Origin of the sequence: Marvinbryantia sp., from assembly GCF_047017445.1 — a bacterium.
Taxonomy (GTDB): domain Bacteria; phylum Bacillota; class Clostridia; order Lachnospirales; family Lachnospiraceae; genus Marvinbryantia.
This window is the reverse complement of the sequence record NZ_JBKXTT010000002.1, coordinates 274,185-292,818: the sequence shown is the minus strand read 5'-3', so window position 1 is coordinate 292,818 and position 18,634 is coordinate 274,185. Positions and strand designations below refer to the sequence as shown.

At 51.0% G+C, this 18,634-nt stretch carries 12 protein-coding genes; all 12 read left to right on the top strand.

Going from position 1 to position 18,634, the window contains the following annotated elements:
* The first annotated feature begins 25 nt into the window (after window positions 1–25).
* Window positions 26–1,510, top strand: coding sequence for a 4-alpha-glucanotransferase (malQ, locus tag ACLU9Q_RS03255; RefSeq protein WP_412624651.1), 1,485 nt, complete (start codon window positions 26–28; stop codon window positions 1,508–1,510).
* A 92-nt stretch (window positions 1,511–1,602) separates the two neighbouring features.
* Window positions 1,603–2,631: a LacI family DNA-binding transcriptional regulator gene (locus tag ACLU9Q_RS03250; RefSeq protein ID WP_296831767.1), complete on the top strand. Its 1,029-nt coding sequence runs from the start codon at window positions 1,603–1,605 to the stop codon at window positions 2,629–2,631.
* Between the two features lie 137 nt (window positions 2,632–2,768).
* On the top strand, window positions 2,769–4,148 hold the full coding sequence (locus ACLU9Q_RS03245; protein WP_412624650.1) for an MATE family efflux transporter: 1,380 nt from the start codon (window positions 2,769–2,771) through the stop codon (window positions 4,146–4,148).
* 187 nt (window positions 4,149–4,335) lie between these two features.
* Entirely contained in the window at window positions 4,336–7,266 is a 2,931-nt protein-coding gene (locus ACLU9Q_RS03240) for an ATP-dependent RecD-like DNA helicase (protein ID WP_412624649.1), read from the top strand.
* A 33-nt stretch (window positions 7,267–7,299) separates the two neighbouring features.
* The gene (locus ACLU9Q_RS03235) at window positions 7,300–9,213 is read left to right on the top strand and encodes a sensor histidine kinase (protein ID WP_412624648.1); all 1,914 of its coding nucleotides are present in this window, start codon (window positions 7,300–7,302) and stop codon (window positions 9,211–9,213) included.
* Complete coding sequence (locus tag ACLU9Q_RS03230) at window positions 9,210–10,733, top strand: response regulator transcription factor (protein ID WP_412624647.1); 1,524 nt, start codon at window positions 9,210–9,212, stop codon at window positions 10,731–10,733. Before ACLU9Q_RS03235 ends, ACLU9Q_RS03230 begins: the two co-directional genes overlap by 4 nt.
* Window positions 10,734–10,838: 105 nt before the next feature.
* On the top strand, window positions 10,839–12,050 hold the full coding sequence (locus tag ACLU9Q_RS03225) for an ABC transporter substrate-binding protein (protein WP_412624646.1): 1,212 nt from the start codon (window positions 10,839–10,841) through the stop codon (window positions 12,048–12,050).
* A gap of 110 nt (window positions 12,051–12,160) precedes the next feature.
* On the top strand, window positions 12,161–13,054 hold the full coding sequence (locus tag ACLU9Q_RS03220) for a carbohydrate ABC transporter permease (RefSeq protein ID WP_412624645.1): 894 nt from the start codon (window positions 12,161–12,163) through the stop codon (window positions 13,052–13,054).
* Window positions 13,051–13,902, top strand: a complete 852-nt coding sequence (locus tag ACLU9Q_RS03215; protein WP_412624644.1) for a carbohydrate ABC transporter permease — start codon at window positions 13,051–13,053, stop codon at window positions 13,900–13,902. Before ACLU9Q_RS03220 ends, ACLU9Q_RS03215 begins: the two co-directional genes overlap by 4 nt.
* Window positions 13,903–13,918: 16 nt before the next feature.
* Window positions 13,919–15,952: a TIM-barrel domain-containing protein gene (locus ACLU9Q_RS03210; RefSeq protein ID WP_412624643.1), complete on the top strand. Its 2,034-nt coding sequence runs from the start codon at window positions 13,919–13,921 to the stop codon at window positions 15,950–15,952.
* Between the two features lie 146 nt (window positions 15,953–16,098).
* Window positions 16,099–17,445, top strand: a complete 1,347-nt coding sequence (locus tag ACLU9Q_RS03205) for an AAA family ATPase (protein ID WP_296831760.1) — start codon at window positions 16,099–16,101, stop codon at window positions 17,443–17,445.
* Window positions 17,446–17,778: 333 nt separating this feature from the next.
* Window positions 17,779–18,432, top strand: coding sequence for an HAD family hydrolase (locus ACLU9Q_RS03200; RefSeq protein WP_412624642.1), 654 nt, complete (start codon window positions 17,779–17,781; stop codon window positions 18,430–18,432).
* The last annotated feature ends 202 nt before the right edge of the window (window positions 18,433–18,634 follow it).

Genomic DNA, 18,634 nt, shown 5'->3' with positions numbered 1-18,634 from the left:
TTGCCGGCGGACAGGGAGGGTGAATATGAAAAGAGCAAGCGGTATACTTTTACCGATCGCAAGCCTGCCTTCCAGATATGGGATCGGTACATTTTCCCGATGTGCGTATGATTTCGTGGATTTCTTAGAGAGAGCAGGTCAGAGATACTGGCAGATCCTTCCGCTTGGACCTACAGGGTACGGGGATTCCCCGTACCAGTCCTTCTCCACCTTTGCAGGAAATCCATATTTTATCGATCTGGATCAGCTGGCGGAAGAGGGGCTTCTGTCAGAGGAAGAATGTGAGGCTATCGACGCGCAGGAAGACGGTCAGTATATTGATTATCAAAAATTATATGAAACACGGTTTGACATTTTAAGAAAAGCATATGAAAGAAGCAGTCTTGCAGAAAAGCCGGAATACCAGGACTTTCTGGAGGAAAATAAGGAGTGGCTGGAGGATTACTGCCTGTTCATGGCGGTAAAAGACTGGTTCGGCGGAAAAAGCTTCGCCGAGTGGGACGAGGATATCCGTCTGCGCAGACCGGAGGCGATGGAGCGCTTTCGGGAGCTTCTGGCGGAGGAAATTGATTTCTATCGCTTCCAGCAGTTTTATTTTCAGAAGCAATGGTACCGGCTGAAGAAATATGCAAACAGCCATGGGGTAGAGATCATCGGGGATATCCCTATTTATGTGGCGTTTGACAGTGCGGATACCTGGTCTGAGCCGGCACTCTTCCAGTTTGACGAAAACGGAACGCCGTCTGCGATCGCCGGATGTCCGCCGGATGGTTTTTCGGCAACCGGGCAGGTCTGGGGAAATCCGCTTTATGACTGGGAATACCATGAGAAGACGGGGTATGCGTGGTGGATAAAGCGTATGCGCAGATGCTTCCGGCTGTATGATATCGTTCGCGTAGACCATTTCCGGGGATTTGACGAGTATTTCTCCATCCCCTACGGGCAGGATACAGCGCAGGGCGGTCACTGGGCGAAGGGACCGGGAATCGCGCTCTTTCATGCACTGCAAAAGGAGCTTGGCGAGACAAGGATCATTGCGGAGGATCTGGGCTTTCTGACGGACAGCGTGATCAGATTCGTGCGGGATACCGGTTATCCGGGAATGAAGGTTTTGGAATTTGCCTTTGATTCCAGGGAGGAGAGCAATTATCTGCCGCATACCTACACGCAGAATTGCGTGGCATATACCGGCACGCATGACAATCAGACGGTGGTCGGATGGTTCCGCTCTCTGCCGGAGGAGGATTACCGGATGGCGGTGCGCTATCTGGATCTGAAAAGAGAAGATGAGAACGAGATCAACTGGAAAATGATCCGCACCGTGCTGGCGAGCGTTGCAGATACGGCGATCATTCCGATCCAGGATTATCTGGGGCTGGACGATGCGGCGCGCATCAACACGCCGTCGAAGCTTGGCGGAAACTGGATCTGGAGAATGAAGAAAAATGCACTGACGGAGGAAATGGAAAAGAAAATTCGGGAATTGACAGAACTGTACGGCAGATGTTAGAGTAGATAGGGTTCCTTTGCGAACAGACTGTGCAAAAGGAACAGCGGATACACGAAAGATACACTGCGACAGAGGAAATGAGGGAAAGATAGATGGAAAGCGTTACGATTAAAGATATTGCGCGGATGTGCGGAGTGGGCGTGAGTACAGTCTCGCGTGCGATCAACAATCATCCGGATATTAATCAGGAGACAAAGGAAATGATCATGCGAACGATTGCGGAGCATAATTACGTTCCGAACAACAGCGCAAGGAATTTAAAACGGACCGACGCAAGAACCATCGCCGTGCTGGTAAAGGGTATCAGCAATCCTCTGTTTAACCGTATGATTAAGATTTTTGAGGCCGAGACACAGAAAGAGAAATATTCTCTGGTGCTCCAGCATGTCGACGACTGGCAGGATGAGGTGGATGTGGCGATCCAGCTTGAAAAAGAAAAGCGCCTGCGGGGTATTGTGTTCCTGGGCGGCTATTTCTCCCACTCGGAGGATAAGCTCAGGCAGATCTCTGTACCGTTTGTTTTAAGTACGATCGGTCTGCTGGAGGATGAAAACAAGAAGAAGTACGCGTCCGTTTCCGTGGATGATGTGAAGGAGAGCGGTAAGATCGTGGACTACCTGATCTCAAAGGGACACGAAAAGATCGCGATCCTCGCCTCCACGGAGGACGACGAAAGTATTGGGCGCCTCCGCCTGGAGGGCTATTATCAGGCGCTTAAAAAGCACGGCATTGCAGCCAATCCGTCGCTCGTGAAATACATGAACCAGGAAATCGGCTCTTACACGATGGAGAATGGCTATGAGATGGCAAAAGAGTTGCTGGAGTCCGGCGAGGAATTCACGGCGATCTATGCGATCTCGGATCAGATGGCAGTCGGCGCATGCAAGGCCATATTTGAGAGCGGCAAGTCTGTGCCGGAGGATTATTCGGTGACTGGCTTTGACGGTCTGGATATTGCCCAGTTTTATAACCCGTCGATCACGACACTGCGCCAGCCGATGGAAGAGATGGCGGAAGCCACGATCCGGACGCTGCTGGAGCTGATCCGCAAGAAGAGTAAGAACCGGCACATCGTATTTGACGGGGAGCTTGTGGAAGCGCAGTCGGTGCGGGAAATCTGAAAAATTACCTGGAAATGATACTTGACTCTACAACTATTATAAAGTTTATAATAAGCTCCGAAGTACTTTCATCCTTGTGATGGAAAAAGGAAGGAGCGGTGTGTCTGCACGGCAAAGGCCGGCGGCAGACAAAAAATATGGAAAAAAATCTAACGACGGGCAGTGTGTTTAAAAACATTGCCTTCTTTTCATTACCCTATCTGTTATCTTATTTTTTACAGACTCTATACGGGATGGCGGATCTGTTTATCATCGGGCAGTTTAACGGTGTGGACAGCATTACGTCCGTTTCAGTGGGAAGCCAGGTCATGCACATGCTGACGGTGATGATCGTTGGGCTGGCGATGGGCGCTACCGTGACGATCGGGAAGGCGGTCGGCGCCAAGCAGTCTAAGCAGGCGGCGCTCACGGTCGGAAATACTGTTACTCTGTTCATGGGTGTGTCCATCGCTCTGACGGTGTTGCTGCTCATTCTGGTAAAGCCGATCGTGGCGGTGATGTCTACACCGGCGGAGGCTGTTTCCGGGACGACCCTTTATCTGACGATCTGCTTTATCGGGATTCCGTTTATTACCGCATATAATATCATTAGCTCGATTTTCCGGGGACTGGGGGATTCCAAAAGCCCTATGTATTTTATTGCTGTTGCGTGTGCGGCGAATATTGCGCTCGATTATCTCTTTATCGGGGTGTTTCATCTGGGACCGGCAGGGGCAGCGCTTGGCACAACACTGGCGCAGACGATCAGCGTGATCGTGGCGCTGACGGTCATTCTGAAGAAAAAGACCGGCATCGCGCTGCGAAAAGAGGATTTTAAGCCTCAGGCAGCGACCATGGGACAGATATTGAAAATAGGTATCCCCGTTGCGCTGCAGGACGGCTTTATCCAGATCTCGTTTATCATTATCACCGTTATCGCCAACCGCAGAGGCTTAAATGACGCTGCAGCAGTCGGCATCGTAGAGAAATTTATCGGCGTGGTGTTCCTGGTTCCGTCTACCATGCTGTCGACGGTATCCGCGCTCTCCGCACAGAATATCGGGGCGGGCAGGCATGACCGGGCGGCGGCGACGCTGCGTTATGCCATTCTGATGGCGGCAGGCTTTGGTCTGGTGGTATCGGTTATCGTGCAGTTTACCGGCAGCGGCATTGTGGGGCTGTTTACGAAGGACGCAGAGGTAATCCGGCTGGGTGACCAGTATTTGCGGTCGTACATCTGGGACAGCATGTTCGCAGGCGTGCACTTCAGCTTCAGCGGCTATTTCTGTGCTTACGGGCTGTCGGGAATTTCGTTTTTACATAACGTGCTGTCCATTCTGCTGGTGCGCGTTCCGGGGGCGTTTCTGGCGTCAAAATATTTTGCCGACACACTTTATCCGATGGGAATGGCAGCGCCCGGAGGCTCGCTGCTGTCGGTGGTTGTCTGTGTGATCGCCTTTGCGGTACTGCGCAGGAGGTCTGTTAGTTACTGTTCAGGTCAGGACTTTGCATTCACTGCAAAGTCCGTAAGAAAGTGATACAGGTGTGAGCAAATCCCATTCGCGGAGCGAATTTTAAATGGATTTGCGAATGTTACTGTGAACGACGTGAACAGTAACGTCTGTTATTCCATCGGATAAGTAAAAGCTATCCATTCTTTACATATCTGTTTGGTGTGTGATATGATATCGTTAAAACAGCCTGCCAGACAGAGGAGATAACGCCGTGTTAGGAAGCAAAAGAGGAAAGCTGATAAATCAATATGTTTCGGATTATGTAGTGTTCGATCTGGAAACCACCGGAATCTCATCGAAATATGATGAGGTAATTGAGATTTCTGCGGTAAAAGTGAACAATGGTAAAGTAACGGGAGAATTCAGCACGCTGGTAAACCCGGGACGCAGGATTCCGCCCGGAGCCAGCCGGGTGAACGGGATCACAGATGAAATGGTCGCCGGAGCGCCAGGGTTTCCTGACGTTCTTGGAGACTTTTTTCAATTTGCCGGAGATATGGTCCTGGTGGGACACAACATCAGCAGCTTTGATATGAAGTTTCTGTATCGGGATGCGCAGAAATATTTTCAAAAGGTGCCGGATAATGATTATGCAGACACCTTAATTCTGGCGAGAAAAGTGCTGCCGCAGCTTTCGCATCACAGGCTGGTCGACCTGGCAGAGCATTATGGGTTCTCCGCGGAGGGCGCGCATCGCGCGCTGAACGACTGCCGCATGAACCAGAAGGTGTATGAACGGCTGGCGGAGGAAGCGAGAAGAGTCTCAGAGGTGCGAAAGCAGCGAGCCGGACAGGGAAATGGTCTGCAGACGGATGACCGTCAGCGTAAAGCCGGAGCGCAGGCGGGACAGGCTGGCGGCAAGCATCACACGGTAAAGCTTCGCTGCGTGGTGGAACGCATTACTTATCAGAACCCGGAAAACGGCTACACGGTTTTGAAGTGTGCTGTCAAAAACAACAGCGACCTGGTGACGGTGGTTGGAAGTCTTCTGGATGTGAATGTCGGCTCGGTACTGCTGATCGACGGCAACTGGAAGGTGGACAGCCGCTACGGGCGCCAGTTTGCGGCGGAGACGTGGGAGGAGACGCTGCCCGCGACCGTCTATGGGATTGAAAAATATTTAGGCTCCGGTCTGATCAAGGGCGTCGGTCCCCGGTTCGCGCAGCGGATTGTCCGGAAATTCGGGACAGATACCATTGAGGTGATTGAAAACGAAATCGGGCGTCTGCGAGAGGTGGAGGGAATCGGGGAAAAACGCATCCTTCAGATCAAGGAGAGCTGGGAGCGGCAGAAAGAGATTAAAAATGTCATGCTGTTTTTGCAGGATCACGGCGTGAACACCTCATTTGCTGCCAAAATCTACCGGCAGTACGGGAATGAGAGCATCGGGAAGGTAAAGGAAAATCCGTTTCGTCTGGCGGATGATATCTGGGGGATCGGCTTCAAGACGGCGGACAGCATTGCCGAAAAGCTGGGCTTTTCAAAGGAATCCTTTGTGCGCCTGCGCAGCGGGATTCTGTACACATTGAGCAATCTGGCGGATGAGGGGCATGTGTATGCCCGGAAGAACCAGTTGATACAGAAAGCCGTGCAGCTTCTGGAAGCAGAGGAGAGCAGTATTGTCATGACGCTGGATCAGATGATCGCGGATAAGGACGTCATCCGGGAGAAGATTATACAGACAGAACCGGGAGCATCTGTGCAGATGTGTCCGGAGGGGATGGAATGGCGGAGAGCTGACTGTGAAGAAAACAGCACATTCGAAGCAATCTATCTGCCGCCGTTTTACTATGCGGAGGTTGGCACGGTGGCAAAATTGAAGAGGCTGCGCGAGACTCCGGCGCAGGATCGGTTATGGACGCAGCTTATGCAGGCGCGGGAGCAGAGCGGCAACCCCGATCTCTCCATCGACGTGTCACATATTGAGAAAAAGGTACATATGCAGTATGATGAAATCCAGGCGGACGCAATACGGCAGGCGGCAGTGTCGAAGGTGATGATTCTGACCGGCGGTCCCGGAACCGGAAAGACAACCACCGTGCAGGGCATTCTGGCGACATACCGCGCGTTCGGGCTGAAAATTCTTCTGGCGGCGCCCACCGGAAGAGCGGCGAAACGGCTGGAAGAGACGACCGGCATGGAGGCGAAAACGATTCACCGGCTTCTGGAGTACAAGCCGCCGGAGGGCTACCAGAAAAATGAGGAGCATCCGCTGGAAGGCGACGTATTGATCGTGGATGAGTGCTCCATGATTGACACTATCCTGATGAATGCGCTTTTAAAGGCGGTTCCCGCCGGGATGCGTGTGATTTTGGTGGGCGATATCGACCAGCTCCCGTCGGTCGGAGCGGGCAACGTGCTCCGCGATATCATGGATTCCGGCTGCTTTCCGGTCATCCGTCTGACGCGGATATTCCGGCAGGCGCAGACCAGCCGCATTGTCATGAACGCGCATAAAATCAACGAGGGAAAGCTGCCGGATCTCTCAAACGGGCGCGACACAGATTTCTTCTTTATTGCTAGGGAAGAACCGGAGGATGCTGTGCTTGAAATTGTAAATCTCGTGCAGCACAAATTATCGCGCTTTTATCACACGCCGGTTAATCAAATCCAGGTGCTTACGCCCATGCAGAAGGGCGTTGTGGGTGCGACGAACCTTAACCTGGCGCTGCAGGAGGCTTTAAACCCGCAGGGGGACGGGCTGCGCAGGAGCGGTTTTATCTTTCGCCCGAATGATAAGGTCATGCAGATAAGAAATAATTACGACAAGGAAGTATTTAACGGGGACATCGGCATCATTGAATCGGTGGATATCGGAGGCCGTACATTGAAAGTAAGCTTTGACGGGCGCGCTGTGGAATATGACGCGGCGGAACTGGATGAGCTGGTTCATGCCTACGCCACGACGATTCATAAGGCGCAGGGCTCGGAGTATCCGATCGTCGTGATGCCGGTTCTCATGAATCATTTTGTGATGCTGCAGCGGAATCTGATTTATACGGGTATCACGCGGGCAAAGAAAATCCTTGTGCTCGTCGGGACGAAAAAGGCGCTGGCGTATGCGGTGCGCAATGTTACGGTGACAAAACGCAACACCCTGCTGAAAGAGCGGCTCTGTTGCTGCGAACAGAGTGAACAGTGACGCGGCTCTGCGGTACGGCGGATACGGGAAGGGATGAATGACCGGGCAGATGGAAGATGTTCCTGGAAGAAAAACGGACGCGAAAATCTGAATGGGAAAAAGGCGGGAGAGGATTGGACGATGGCGGGATTTACGGTGAAGGGGCAGAAGCGGAGTCTGAAAGTACGTCTGATACAGGCGTTTTTCATCACTTCCATTCTTCCGATTGTGATGATTAACATTTTTTCTTATTTCAATACCTCCAGCATTGTGCGGGATAACGTGCGGGAGCTGACGCGCGATAATCTGCAGCAGACACGCAGCAGCCTGGACGTCTGGCTGGAATCGTATGAGGACATTCTGTTCCAGGTATATACGGATGATGACATTGTGGATTTAATCGATAAAATTAACCGTGAGGAAGATGTCTCCGTGAGTAAAAACCAGCTTCGCAGAACGCTGCACGGTTTGTTTTACACAAAGGAATATATCAAATGCATTTCTGTGCTGACGGAAAACGGAACGCTTGTTTTTTATGACCTTCTGACAGGCTCCAGCACCAGAAATTCCTGGCTCTCGACCTTTGACATGACACGGGAGGAGCTGTACGACAGCATTTCCGGGGATAACGATACGCATGTGATCCCCACGCAGAAGGCAGTTACCTTTGGGGCAGAGGAGCATTATCTGTTTCATATCGGACATCGCATTATTGACTATCGCGATGTGAAGAAGCAACTTGGCATTGTTGTTGTCAGCATTGACGAAGAACTGCTTGGCTCGGTGTGCAGCGCGCAGGACAGCCCGGAGGGGAGCTTCAATTTTATGGTGAACAGAGACGGGAGGATGGTGTCCCATCCGCAGAAGGAGCTTCTTGCAAAGCCGGTGATTGAGTGGTCCGAGGACGAGGAAACGCGCAGAAAAGCCTACGAGGAATATGTGCGCACGCAGGAGCTATCCGGCGGCGGACATAGAACGGTAGATTTTGTATACGATGAACAATTCCAGTGTGATATTGTGCATGTGTCCAGTCAGGAGGAAGTCGTTCGCCGTCTGAACGTGCAGCAGCAGATCACGCTGGTTGTCCTGGGGATTTCCCTGGGGACTTTGGTGGTGGTTATCATGATCCTTACGCGGCGTCTGAGCGGCTCCCTGCAGAACATGGTGCCGGTGATGAAACGCGCCGGCAGGGGCGACCTGTCCGCGCGCGTGGAGCTGGAGAAAAATATGCCGGGAGAGGTGGAAATCATAGCGCAGGAATTTAACCACATGCTGGAGCGGCTGGCGGCTTCCCTGGAAAACGAGCGCGCCGCCGGAGAAAAGCAGCGGCAGGCAGAGATTGCGGCGCTGGAGGCGCAGCTAAATCCGCATTTTCTGTACAATACACTGGATACCATTAACTGGATGGCAATCGACCGTGAAGAATTTGAAATCAGCAATTCTATCAGTGCGCTTGCACATATCCTCCGCTACGGAATCGACAACAGCAACGGGACTGTCACGGTGCGGGAGGAAGTGGAATGGCTGAAAAAGTATCTGTTCCTCCAGCAGACAAGGCTGAAAAATACCTTTCAGTGCGATATCCATGTGGAGCCGGAGGTCATGGAAGAAAAAATCCATAAGCTGCTTCTGCAGCCGTTTGTGGAAAACGCGATCCTGCACGGCTTTGAGGGTGTAAGCCGGATCCATGTGCTTACGGTCAGTATGGAACGCCGGGAGAGGCGGCTGTTTGCGGAGATTTATGATAACGGAAAGGGCATGGACGCGGAGACGGTCGGCCGGATGAACCAGGGGATTTTTCCGCAGAGCAGAGACAAAAATCATATCGGCATGGAAAACGCAATCAACCGGATTCACATGTATTACGGTGAAGAGGGAGAGGTGCGGATAGAGAGCAGGGAGCAGGAGTGGACGAAAATCCATATCTGGATACCGCTGCAGGAAGCCGGGGAGGACACGGAAAGATGAGAATTGTAATTATAGAAGATGAAATCCGCATACGGGAAGGTCTGTCCCGGCTTTTGAAAAAACTGGATACAAAATACGAGATTGCGGGAGAAGCCGAAAACGGGGAGGAAGGACTTGCGCTGATACGGAGGGTGATGCCGGAGCTGATTATCACCGACATCAGGATGCCGGTGATGGACGGTCTGGAAATGCTTACGAAGCTGCAGGAGGAAGGCTTCCGGGCAAAGGTGATCGTGCTGAGCGCGTATTCAGAATTTGAGTACGCAAGGCAGGCGATGCGCATGGGCGTGAAGGAGTATCTGCTGAAGCCTGTCGTCCTGGGCGATATTACGGAGGCGCTTCACCGCATAGAGGAGGAAATGAGGCAGGAAAAAGAGCTCTCCAGGGATGTGTTTGGAAGCGCGGAGCAGATTTTTGGCGGGATTCTTTCCGGAACGCTGGACGCGGATGAAGCGATGGAGGAGAGACTTCAGGAGCATTTTGGGGTAAGGTGCGGGACACGTTATCAGGGAATCTGTGTGTATCTGGGAAAAAGCTATGAGAAGACCGGGGACGCGGCGAGAAAAGAGCTGGAGCAGCTGCTTGCGCAGCGGAAGGGCACCGGATACTTTTGTGTCGGGCTGGACCGGGACGCGGCGCTTGTGATTCTTATTTACCGTGATGAAAGCTCCGGAGAGCTGGAGCGGTGGGTGCAGTACTGGCTTTTGCAAAGCCGTAGCCGGAAGCTGCGGGGAGCGGTCGGATTTATCTGCGATCTTGCGCTGGGGGAGCTCAAAGGCGGCATCGCAACTCTGATGGCGCATATGGAATGGAACATCTCCCTTGGGGACGATGTGATGATTTGCTATCCGAAAATCACGAAGCTGCAGACCAGCCCCTGCATTTATCCGCTGCTTATGGAAAATCAGATGCGCCTTGCCGTGTGCGCCGGACAGAAGGAAAAAGTAAAAGACAGTATGCTTGCGTTTTACGGGTATTTCAGCGGGGGAAAGGTATATTCTCCCAGAGAAATCAAGGAGTGCTACGTAAGATTTTTCTGGGCGCTTATGAATACCGGCAAGGAAGTCGGGATGCTGGAATACGAAAAGCTGGAGCAGCAGAAGCTTCTGGAACAGATTATGGGCGCGAAGACGGCGGGCGAGCTGGAGGCTGTCGGAGAATTTCTGCTGGACCAGCTTGCGGATGACGGCGAAGAGGTGATGCATCTGACGGTAAAGCGGGCGCAGAGCCTGATTCAGGAATTCTACCAGAGCGGGATTACCCTGGAAGAAATTGCAGCAAAGCTGAACATCACGCCGGAATATCTGGGAACCAGATTCCACCAGGAGGTGGGCGTGAATTTCAGCGCCTATATACGGAACTTCCGCATAACAAAGGCGAAGGAGCTGCTTATCGGCACCAGTCTGAAGCTTTACGAAATAGCGGAAAAGGTGGGCTATTCCGATGCAAAATACTTCAGCCGGGTATTTAAGGAGACGACCGGACAGCTTCCGGCAGATTACCGGAAAACACATAAGTAACCTTAGATTTTTCTACCTTTTTAAGTTTTCTTGCGTGTTGCAGAGCAAAAAAAGCGTGTATTCTTGGATTATCAAAAACAGATACCGAAAAGGAGGAAAACAGGTATGAAATTAAGAAAAGCAGCAGCGATGGTACTTGGCACGGCAATGGCGGCAGCAATGCTGGCGGGCGCGGTTACGGCAGGCGCGGCGGAGGACATCACGCTCTGGTATTACTGGGAGACGGAGGGACATCAGCGGGCGCTGGACGAAATGATCGGAACATACAACAGCAGCCAGGACGCTTACGCGGTGACGGCAAAATATGTTCCCTTCGCGGATTTTAAAAAGCAGCTTTCTATCGGAGCATCGGCAAGCGAGCTGCCGGATCTGGTAATTCTGGATTCTCCGGACCATGCGTCCTATGCTTCTATGGGGATCTTTGCGGATATCACCGGCAAATTTGACGTGAGCACCTACTATGAGGGACCGGTGGCTTCCGCGACGCTGGATGATGTGCTGTATGGTGTTCCGTTCGGATGCAACTGTCTGTCTCTGTACTATAACAAGGATATGTTTGATGCGGCGGGCATCACGGAGGTTCCGCAGACCTGGGATGAGCTGAAGGAGGCGGCTGAAAAACTGACCTCGGACGGCGTCACCGGACTTGCGTTCTGCAGTCTCCAGAATGAGGAGGGAACCTTTAACTTTACACCGTGGCTGTGGTCGACCGGGGCAACCTCTTATGAGGTAAATTCCGAGGCGGGCATCCGGGCGCTCACCTTTGTAAAGGACCTGGTGGATTCCGGCGTGATGAGCAAGGAGTGCATCAACTGGACGCAGGGCGATGTGATGAACCAGTTTATTTCCGGAAACGTGGCGATGATGGTGAACGGACCGTGGCAGATTCCGACGATGAGAGCGGAGGCGCCGGACCTGAACTGGGATGTTACCCTGATTCCGAAGGATGCGGAATTTGCATCGGTAATCGGCGGCGAAAACTATGCGGTAGTTGCAGGCGGCAATGAAGAGGGAGCGCTTGATTTCCTTGCGTATGCGACACAGAAGGAACAGGTTACCTTTATGATGACGCAGATGGGTTATATTTCCGCGGACAAGGAAATTGCGGCGGAGCAGTTTTCTTCAGAGGAGGACGCTGTTTATAAGAAATTTGTAGACCAGCTTGAATATGCGCAGGCGAGAGGACCGCTTCCGGAATGGCCGGAGGTATCCGACGCAATCTCCCTGGCATTCAACGAGGTGATGACAGGCTCCGCGGAGCCGGCGGACGCGGCGGCAGAAGCGCAGGCTACGATTGACGGTGTACTTGCACAGTAATGGAAACCGGTGAAGGAATTTCATAGGAACAGGTGAAATAAGGATACGGAGTATGCGGCGAAATCCGTGTACTCCGTATTTTGCGCTCAAAAGAAAGGAAATTGTGTGAGATGAAGAGGATAAAACAGTTTTTCCGGTATGATAATGCCGGCTGGCTTTATGTATTTCCCGCGTTTGCATATATGCTGTATTTTGTCGGCTATCCGATTTTGCAGAATATTGTTCTGAGCTTCCAGGATGTTACCATGCGCACGCTGACGGCGCCGGACAAACCATTTGCGGGGCTGGCAAATTATATTGATATATTTAAGGACAGGGTATTCCGGACGTCCCTTGTAAATACGCTGGTGTTTACCGTGTCCTGCCTGGTGATCCAGTTTCTTATCGGGTTTGCCCTTGCGCTGTTCTTCAATCAGAACTTTAAATTTGCAAAGCCGGTGCGCGGGCTTCTGATGATGCCGTGGATGATTCCGATTACTGTGACGGCGCTGATGTTTAAGTTTATTTTTGGAACGGATGTGGGAATTTTAAACTATATTTTGTCCAGTCTGGGACTGATTAAAGAAAATATCGAGTGGCTTACCACGCCGGGAACGGCGATGTTTGCGCTTATCTGCGCAAATGTCTGGATTGGGATTCCGTTTAATATGATTCTGATTTCTACCGGATTGACGACGATCCCGAAGGAGCTGTACGAGAGCGCCTCTATCGACGGAGCGGGCAAGGGGCAGACATTCTTTAAAATTACGCTGCCGCTTCTGCGCCCGACCATCGAATCGGTGCTGATTCTCGGCTTTATTTATACGTTCAAGGTGTTTGACCTTGTGTATGTCATGACAAGCGGTGGACCGGTGAATTCCACCCATATGCTTTCCACCTATTCCTATAAGCTGTCATTTGAAATGTTTAAATACAGCAAAGGCTCGGCGGTGGCGAATGTGCTTCTGGTCATCCTGCTGATTGCGGGAAGCTTTTATCTGAAAGCAACGAAGGAGGAAGAATGATGGACGAGGAAAGAAAAATCTCCGGTGTAAAAAATGTACTGTTGTGCATTGTGTCACTGATAATTATGTGTATCCTGCTGTTTCCGGTCTACTGGATTTTTGTGACATCACTGAAAACGGAAAAAGAAATCTTTCAGATTCCGCCGACCATCTGGCCGCAGGTGCTGAATCTGAAATCCTATGCGGCGCAGGTAGAGACAGGAGACTTTAATATGTTCCAGTCTTTTGCAAACAGCTTTCTGATTTCAGTCGGCGCGATGCTGATTTCTGTGGTGCTGTCAGTGCCAGCTTCCTACGGAATCGCAAAATTCCGCTTTAAGGGGAAAAAGGTGGTTCTGCTCGGCTTTCTGGTGACGCAGATGCTGCCGGTTGCCGTGCTTCTGACGCCGATGTTTATTATGTTCCGCAACATGCATATGTACAACACGCCGTGGGCGGCAATGCTGGCGGACGCTACCATAGGGATACCGTTTTCAGTGCTGATTCTGAAGAATTACTTTGCTTCCATACCGGGGGATCTGGAGGAAGCGGCGCGCATTGATGGCTGTAACCGGTTTTCGGCGTTTATCCGCGTCCTGGTTCCGATTGCAAAGCCGGGCGTGATGGTCTGCGCGATCTTCTCTTTCCTTTATGCGTGGGGAGACCTGGCATACGGGATGACGTTTATCCTCGACCAGCAGAAGCGTCCGATTACAGCCGGAATTTTTAATTTCATGGGACAGTATGGCACAAAATGGAGTTATTTGACAGCTTTTGCGATTGTTACGATAATTCCTGTTGCAATTATTTTTATTTTCATGCAAAAATATATTATCAGCGGAATGACAAGCGGAGCTGTAAAAGGATAACGAGGGGGAACAACATATGCTAAAAATCGAAGATGGAAAACTGAAATTTCACTATGACGCGGAGGAACTCTGGATAGAGCCGTGGGGACAGAATTCTCTGCGCATCCGCGCGACCAAAAACAACTGTATGCCGGAAAATGACTGGGCGCTGCAGAAGCCGGCAGATGGGCAGCAGTGCGCGGACACTGCCCCGGCACAGGAAAGCGGCAAGAAGGATACAGAATACAGCATCCGGGAGACGGACGCGGGCGCAGAGATTGTGAACGGCAAAATCTCAGCCACGATCTCAAAGCTTGGGAAAATCATGATTTATAACCAGAAGGGAGAGATTCTTCTGGAGGAATACTGGCGGAACCGCCGGGATGTCCGGGATGCAAAATGCAGCGCCATCGAGGTGGAGGCGCGCGAATTCCGGCCGAACATTGCCGGGGACTACCGTCTGACAATGCGCTTTGAATCGAAAGACCCGCATGAGAAGATTTATGGAATGGGGCAGTATCAGCAGCCGTACCTGGATCTGAAGGGAATGGACCTGGAGCTGGCGCATCGCAATTCGCAGGCGAGCGTTCCGTTTCTGATTTCCTCGCGCGGATACGGACTTCTGTGGAACAATCCCTCCATCGGGCGTGCGGTGTTTGGCAGAAATATTATGAGCTTTGAGGCGTATGCCACGAAGGCGCTCGATTACTGGGTGACGGCGGGCGATACGCCGAAGGAGATCGAGGAGGCATATGCGTCCGTTACCGGAACGGTTCCGATGATGCCGGAATACGGGCTGGGCTTCTGGCAGTGCAAGCTGCGCTATCAGACGCAGGAGGAGCTTCTGGAGGTGGCACGTGAATATAAGCGCCGGAATCTGCCGATTGATCTGATCGTGATCGATTTCTTTCACTGGCCGAAGCAGGGAGAGTGGAAGTTTGATCCGGTTTACTGGCCGGACCCCGATGCGATGGTGCGCGAGCTGAAGGAGATGGGGATCGAGCTGATGGTTTCTATCTGGCCGACCGTGGACAGAGAGTGCGAAAACTTTGAGGAAATGCTGGAGAAGGGCTATCTTATCCGGACGGAGCGGGGCTTCCGCACCGGACAGTATTTCCAGGGCGCCACACTTTATTATGATGCAACGAATCCGGGCGCGCGGGAGTATGTCTGGGAGAAGGCGAAGAAAAATTATTATGAAAAGGGCATCCGCGTGTTCTGGCTGGACGAGGCGGAGCCGGAGTATTCCGCGTATGATTTTGACAATTACCGTTATTATCTGGGAACCGACCTGGAGGTCGGCAATCTTTATCCGCTGGACTACGCCCGCACCTTTTATGAGGGCATGGAAGCGGAAGGGCAGAAAAATATTGTCAATCTGCTGCGCTGCGCCTGGGCGGGCAGCCAGAAATACGGGGCGCTTGTGTGGTCCGGCGATATCGCTTCCAGCTTCGAGAGTATGAGAAACCAGCTTGCGGCGGGGCTGAACATGGGGCTTGCCGGGATTCCGTGGTGGACGACGGATATCGGCGGTTTTCACGGTGGAGATCCGTCCGACCCGGCGTTCCGGGAGCTGTTTGTGCGCTGGTTCCAGTGGGGAGCTTTCTGTCCGGTCATGCGCCTGCACGGCGATCGCGAGCCGCGGCAGCCGCAGCTTGGTACGACGGGCGGAGCGACCTGTCTCTCCGGCGCTCCGAATGAGGTATGGTGCTACGGTGACACTGTATACAATATCTGTGTGAAATATTTAAACATCCGTGAACAGATGCGCGATTATACGCGCGAACTGATGAAAGAGGCGCATGAAAAGGGCACGCCGGTCATGCGGACGCTGTTTTATGAATTTCCGGAGGACAAAACTGCCTGGGAGGCGGAGGATGAATACCTCTACGGCAGCCGGGTGCTGGCGGCGCCGGTTCTGGAGGCGGGCGCAAAAACGCGCAGGGTCTACTTACCCGGCAGCGGCGTTATCTGGAAGGACGCCTGGAACGGACAGGAATATCCGGGCGGAGACTGGATTACCGTGCAGGTAACGCTGGAGGATATGCCGGTATTTGTAAAGAAGGAGTAAGGTATTACGTGATATAAAGAAACCGGGCAGCCGCATGTCATGAAAATCAGACTGACATGCGGCTGTATTTTTTGATTGTGAAACAGGAAACATCATGATAGAATAGAACAAGGCAACCAGATAGTACCAAAAAGGAGGGAATGACAGTGCATAAGCTGATTATAAATAAACTTGGACCGATAGGGCATTGTGAACTGGAATGTTCCCGGTTTATGACCTTAACAGGGTTCCAGGCTTCTGGAAAGAGTACTATAGCAAAGGTGATTTACTATTTCAGGACAATAAAAGAAGATATCGCAGAACTTGCGAAGACGCAGGCTTTAAAAAATGTTCCGGTGAACGGTCTGAAGAATGAATTTCAGCAGAAGTATGGAAATGAATTAAAGAAGGATCTGGAAAATTATCTGCGTGAAAAGTTTATGAGAACATTTGGTTCCTCCTGGGGAATGGCAGGTGAAATGTATATTGAGTATCATTTTACCCAAACCTGCATTATCAGGGTTTCACTCAAAAATGATGAAAAGTATGGGGCACCCAATTATATATGGATTACATTCAGCAAAGAGCTGATAAATTTTCTGGAAGAAAAAAATCATTGTTTATCTACCACGTTGTTGGGGATACCGGATGAAGAGCTTAAGCAGTTTAGAGCTGATTTGTATAATATTTTTGACGATAACTGTCCGGTGGTATATATTCCGGCCGGGCGCAGCATGATTACTTTGCTGTCCCAGCAGCTTAGTTATATTTATGCCACTATGGACGATATGCAGAAACGTTCTCTGGATATTTGTACCAAAGATTATCTGGAACGGATTCTGCGTATAAAGCCAGAGTTTTCGGAAGGGCTGCAGGGACTGGCGATTTATCGGATGGGAAAAACTTCTGTTTCAAAGAAAAAAACAGAGCAGGCATTAAATCTGATAAAAAAAGTGTTAAGGGGTACGTATCGTTACAGCGATGGAGAAGAGCAGATTGTTTTGGACAACGGGAAATATGTGAAAATAAATTTCTCTTCTTCTGGTCAGCAGGAGTGTGTGTGGATTCTTAATTTGCTGTTTTATTATTTGGTCAGACAGGATCATATGCTGTTTATTATAGAGGAGCCGGAATCGCATCTGTTTCCGGAATCGCAGAAATACATTACAGAGTTAATTGCTCTGATGAGTAACCTCGGTCATTCTGTTTTGCTGACAACGCACAGTCCGTATGTACTTGGAGCACTGAATAATCTGTTGTATGCATACACGATACCGAAAAAATATTCAAAAGAGGCAAATAAAGTGATTCCGGAGACGTTGTGGATTGATTATGGTCACTTTAATTCCTGGTTCGTAAAAGATGGAACGGTCGAGAATTGTATGGATGAGGAAATTCATATGATTCAGAACGAAAGAATTGATGAAATTTCAAAAGTAATTAATGAAGAATTTGAAAAGCTTTTGAATTTGCAGGATAAAGATGAGGAAGATGTGGTGAAATCATGCCTTTAAAGGGATTTGGGTCATTATGTAGCAGGAATGCCGCTCAGATTGTGTCAAGAGACCAGGGAAATAAGGCTCTGATTTAGTAAAAGCGGTCCGGCAGTTGGAAGTAACGGAAGATATGCTGCGGCGAGAGCTTTCACCTTATACAGTGCAGTACCGGATTGTGGCAAACAAGTGTAAAACGCAGGAAATTCGATCCTCAGAGTACAGAAAATATCAAATACGATGGAAAGGGCGATTGCTGCAAAAAACGGGATTTATTGAAGAGAATATCTGAGACAGGTGACAGGGCAGTTTAGCTGAACTGTTACCATCATTGAGAAAAGGAAGTATGGCATCATGAGTTATAAGCTTGCGATTTTTGATATGGATGGAACGATTCTGGACACACTGGAGGATCTGGAGAGCAGTCTGAATTTTGCGCTGACGGAAGCGGGCTGCCCTGCGCGGAAACGGGAGGACGTGCGGCGTTTCCTGGGCAATGGGATGCAGAGACTGATTGAGCTGGCGGTTCCGCCAGACTGCCCGGAAGAGAAGAAAACGAAGATACTGGAGCGTTTTAAGGAGCATTACAAAATACACTGCGCGGACAGGACAAAGCCCTATGACGGTATCACGGAATTGCTGCAGGATTTGCGGAAGAGCGGCTGCCGGACAGCGGTTGTCTCCAATAAGGGAGATTTTGCCGTGCAGGAGCTGAATCAGCAATACTTTGCCGGGCTGATGGACTGCGCGATCGGCGAAAAGGAAGGCGTGAGGAAGAAACCGGCGCCGGACTCTGTGAACGAGGTTTTGAAAAGACTGCAGATTGACCGGCAGGATGCTGTATACATCGGCGATTCGGAGGTGGACATCCATACGGCGAAAAATGCCGGTATGGACTGCATCATCGTGAGCTGGGGCTTCCGGGAGCGGGATTTTCTTATTGCGCAGGGAGCGGAGCTGATTGTGGATTCCGCAGAGGAGCTGGAAGAACAGATTCTGGGGGCGTAGACCAAGCCGCCGTTCTGCCCGTACAACTTCAATTCAACAGACCATTTGCCGAAGTTCTCCGGGGAGTTTAACCGTACAGGTGGAGTTTTTGCATGGTGTTGCTGTTATATGATAAAAATGCCGCTGCTATCTTCGCAATGAGCAAAGAGCGCCGCGGCATTTTTGAATTCATGGGAATTTCTTAAATTCTCCCATGAGAAAG

Bases quoted from the DNA above. Each gene is read 5' to 3' on its own strand.
- malQ (WP_412624651.1), top strand. From the start codon at position 26: ATGAAAAGAGCAAGCGGTATACTTTTACCGATCGCAAGCCTGCCTTCC.
- ACLU9Q_RS03250 (WP_296831767.1), top strand. From the start codon at position 1,603: ATGGAAAGCGTTACGATTAAAGATATTGCGCGGATGTGCGGAGTGGGC.
- ACLU9Q_RS03245 (WP_412624650.1), top strand. From the start codon at position 2,769: ATGGAAAAAAATCTAACGACGGGCAGTGTGTTTAAAAACATTGCCTTC.
- ACLU9Q_RS03235 (WP_412624648.1), top strand. From the start codon at position 7,300: ATGAATGACCGGGCAGATGGAAGATGTTCCTGGAAGAAAAACGGACGC.
- ACLU9Q_RS03230 (WP_412624647.1), top strand. From the start codon at position 9,210: ATGAGAATTGTAATTATAGAAGATGAAATCCGCATACGGGAAGGTCTG.
- ACLU9Q_RS03225 (WP_412624646.1), top strand. From the start codon at position 10,839: ATGAAATTAAGAAAAGCAGCAGCGATGGTACTTGGCACGGCAATGGCG.
- ACLU9Q_RS03220 (WP_412624645.1), top strand. From the start codon at position 12,161: ATGAAGAGGATAAAACAGTTTTTCCGGTATGATAATGCCGGCTGGCTT.
- ACLU9Q_RS03215 (WP_412624644.1), top strand. From the start codon at position 13,051: ATGATGGACGAGGAAAGAAAAATCTCCGGTGTAAAAAATGTACTGTTG.
- ACLU9Q_RS03210 (WP_412624643.1), top strand. From the start codon at position 13,919: ATGCTAAAAATCGAAGATGGAAAACTGAAATTTCACTATGACGCGGAG.
- ACLU9Q_RS03200 (WP_412624642.1), top strand. From the start codon at position 17,779: ATGAGTTATAAGCTTGCGATTTTTGATATGGATGGAACGATTCTGGAC.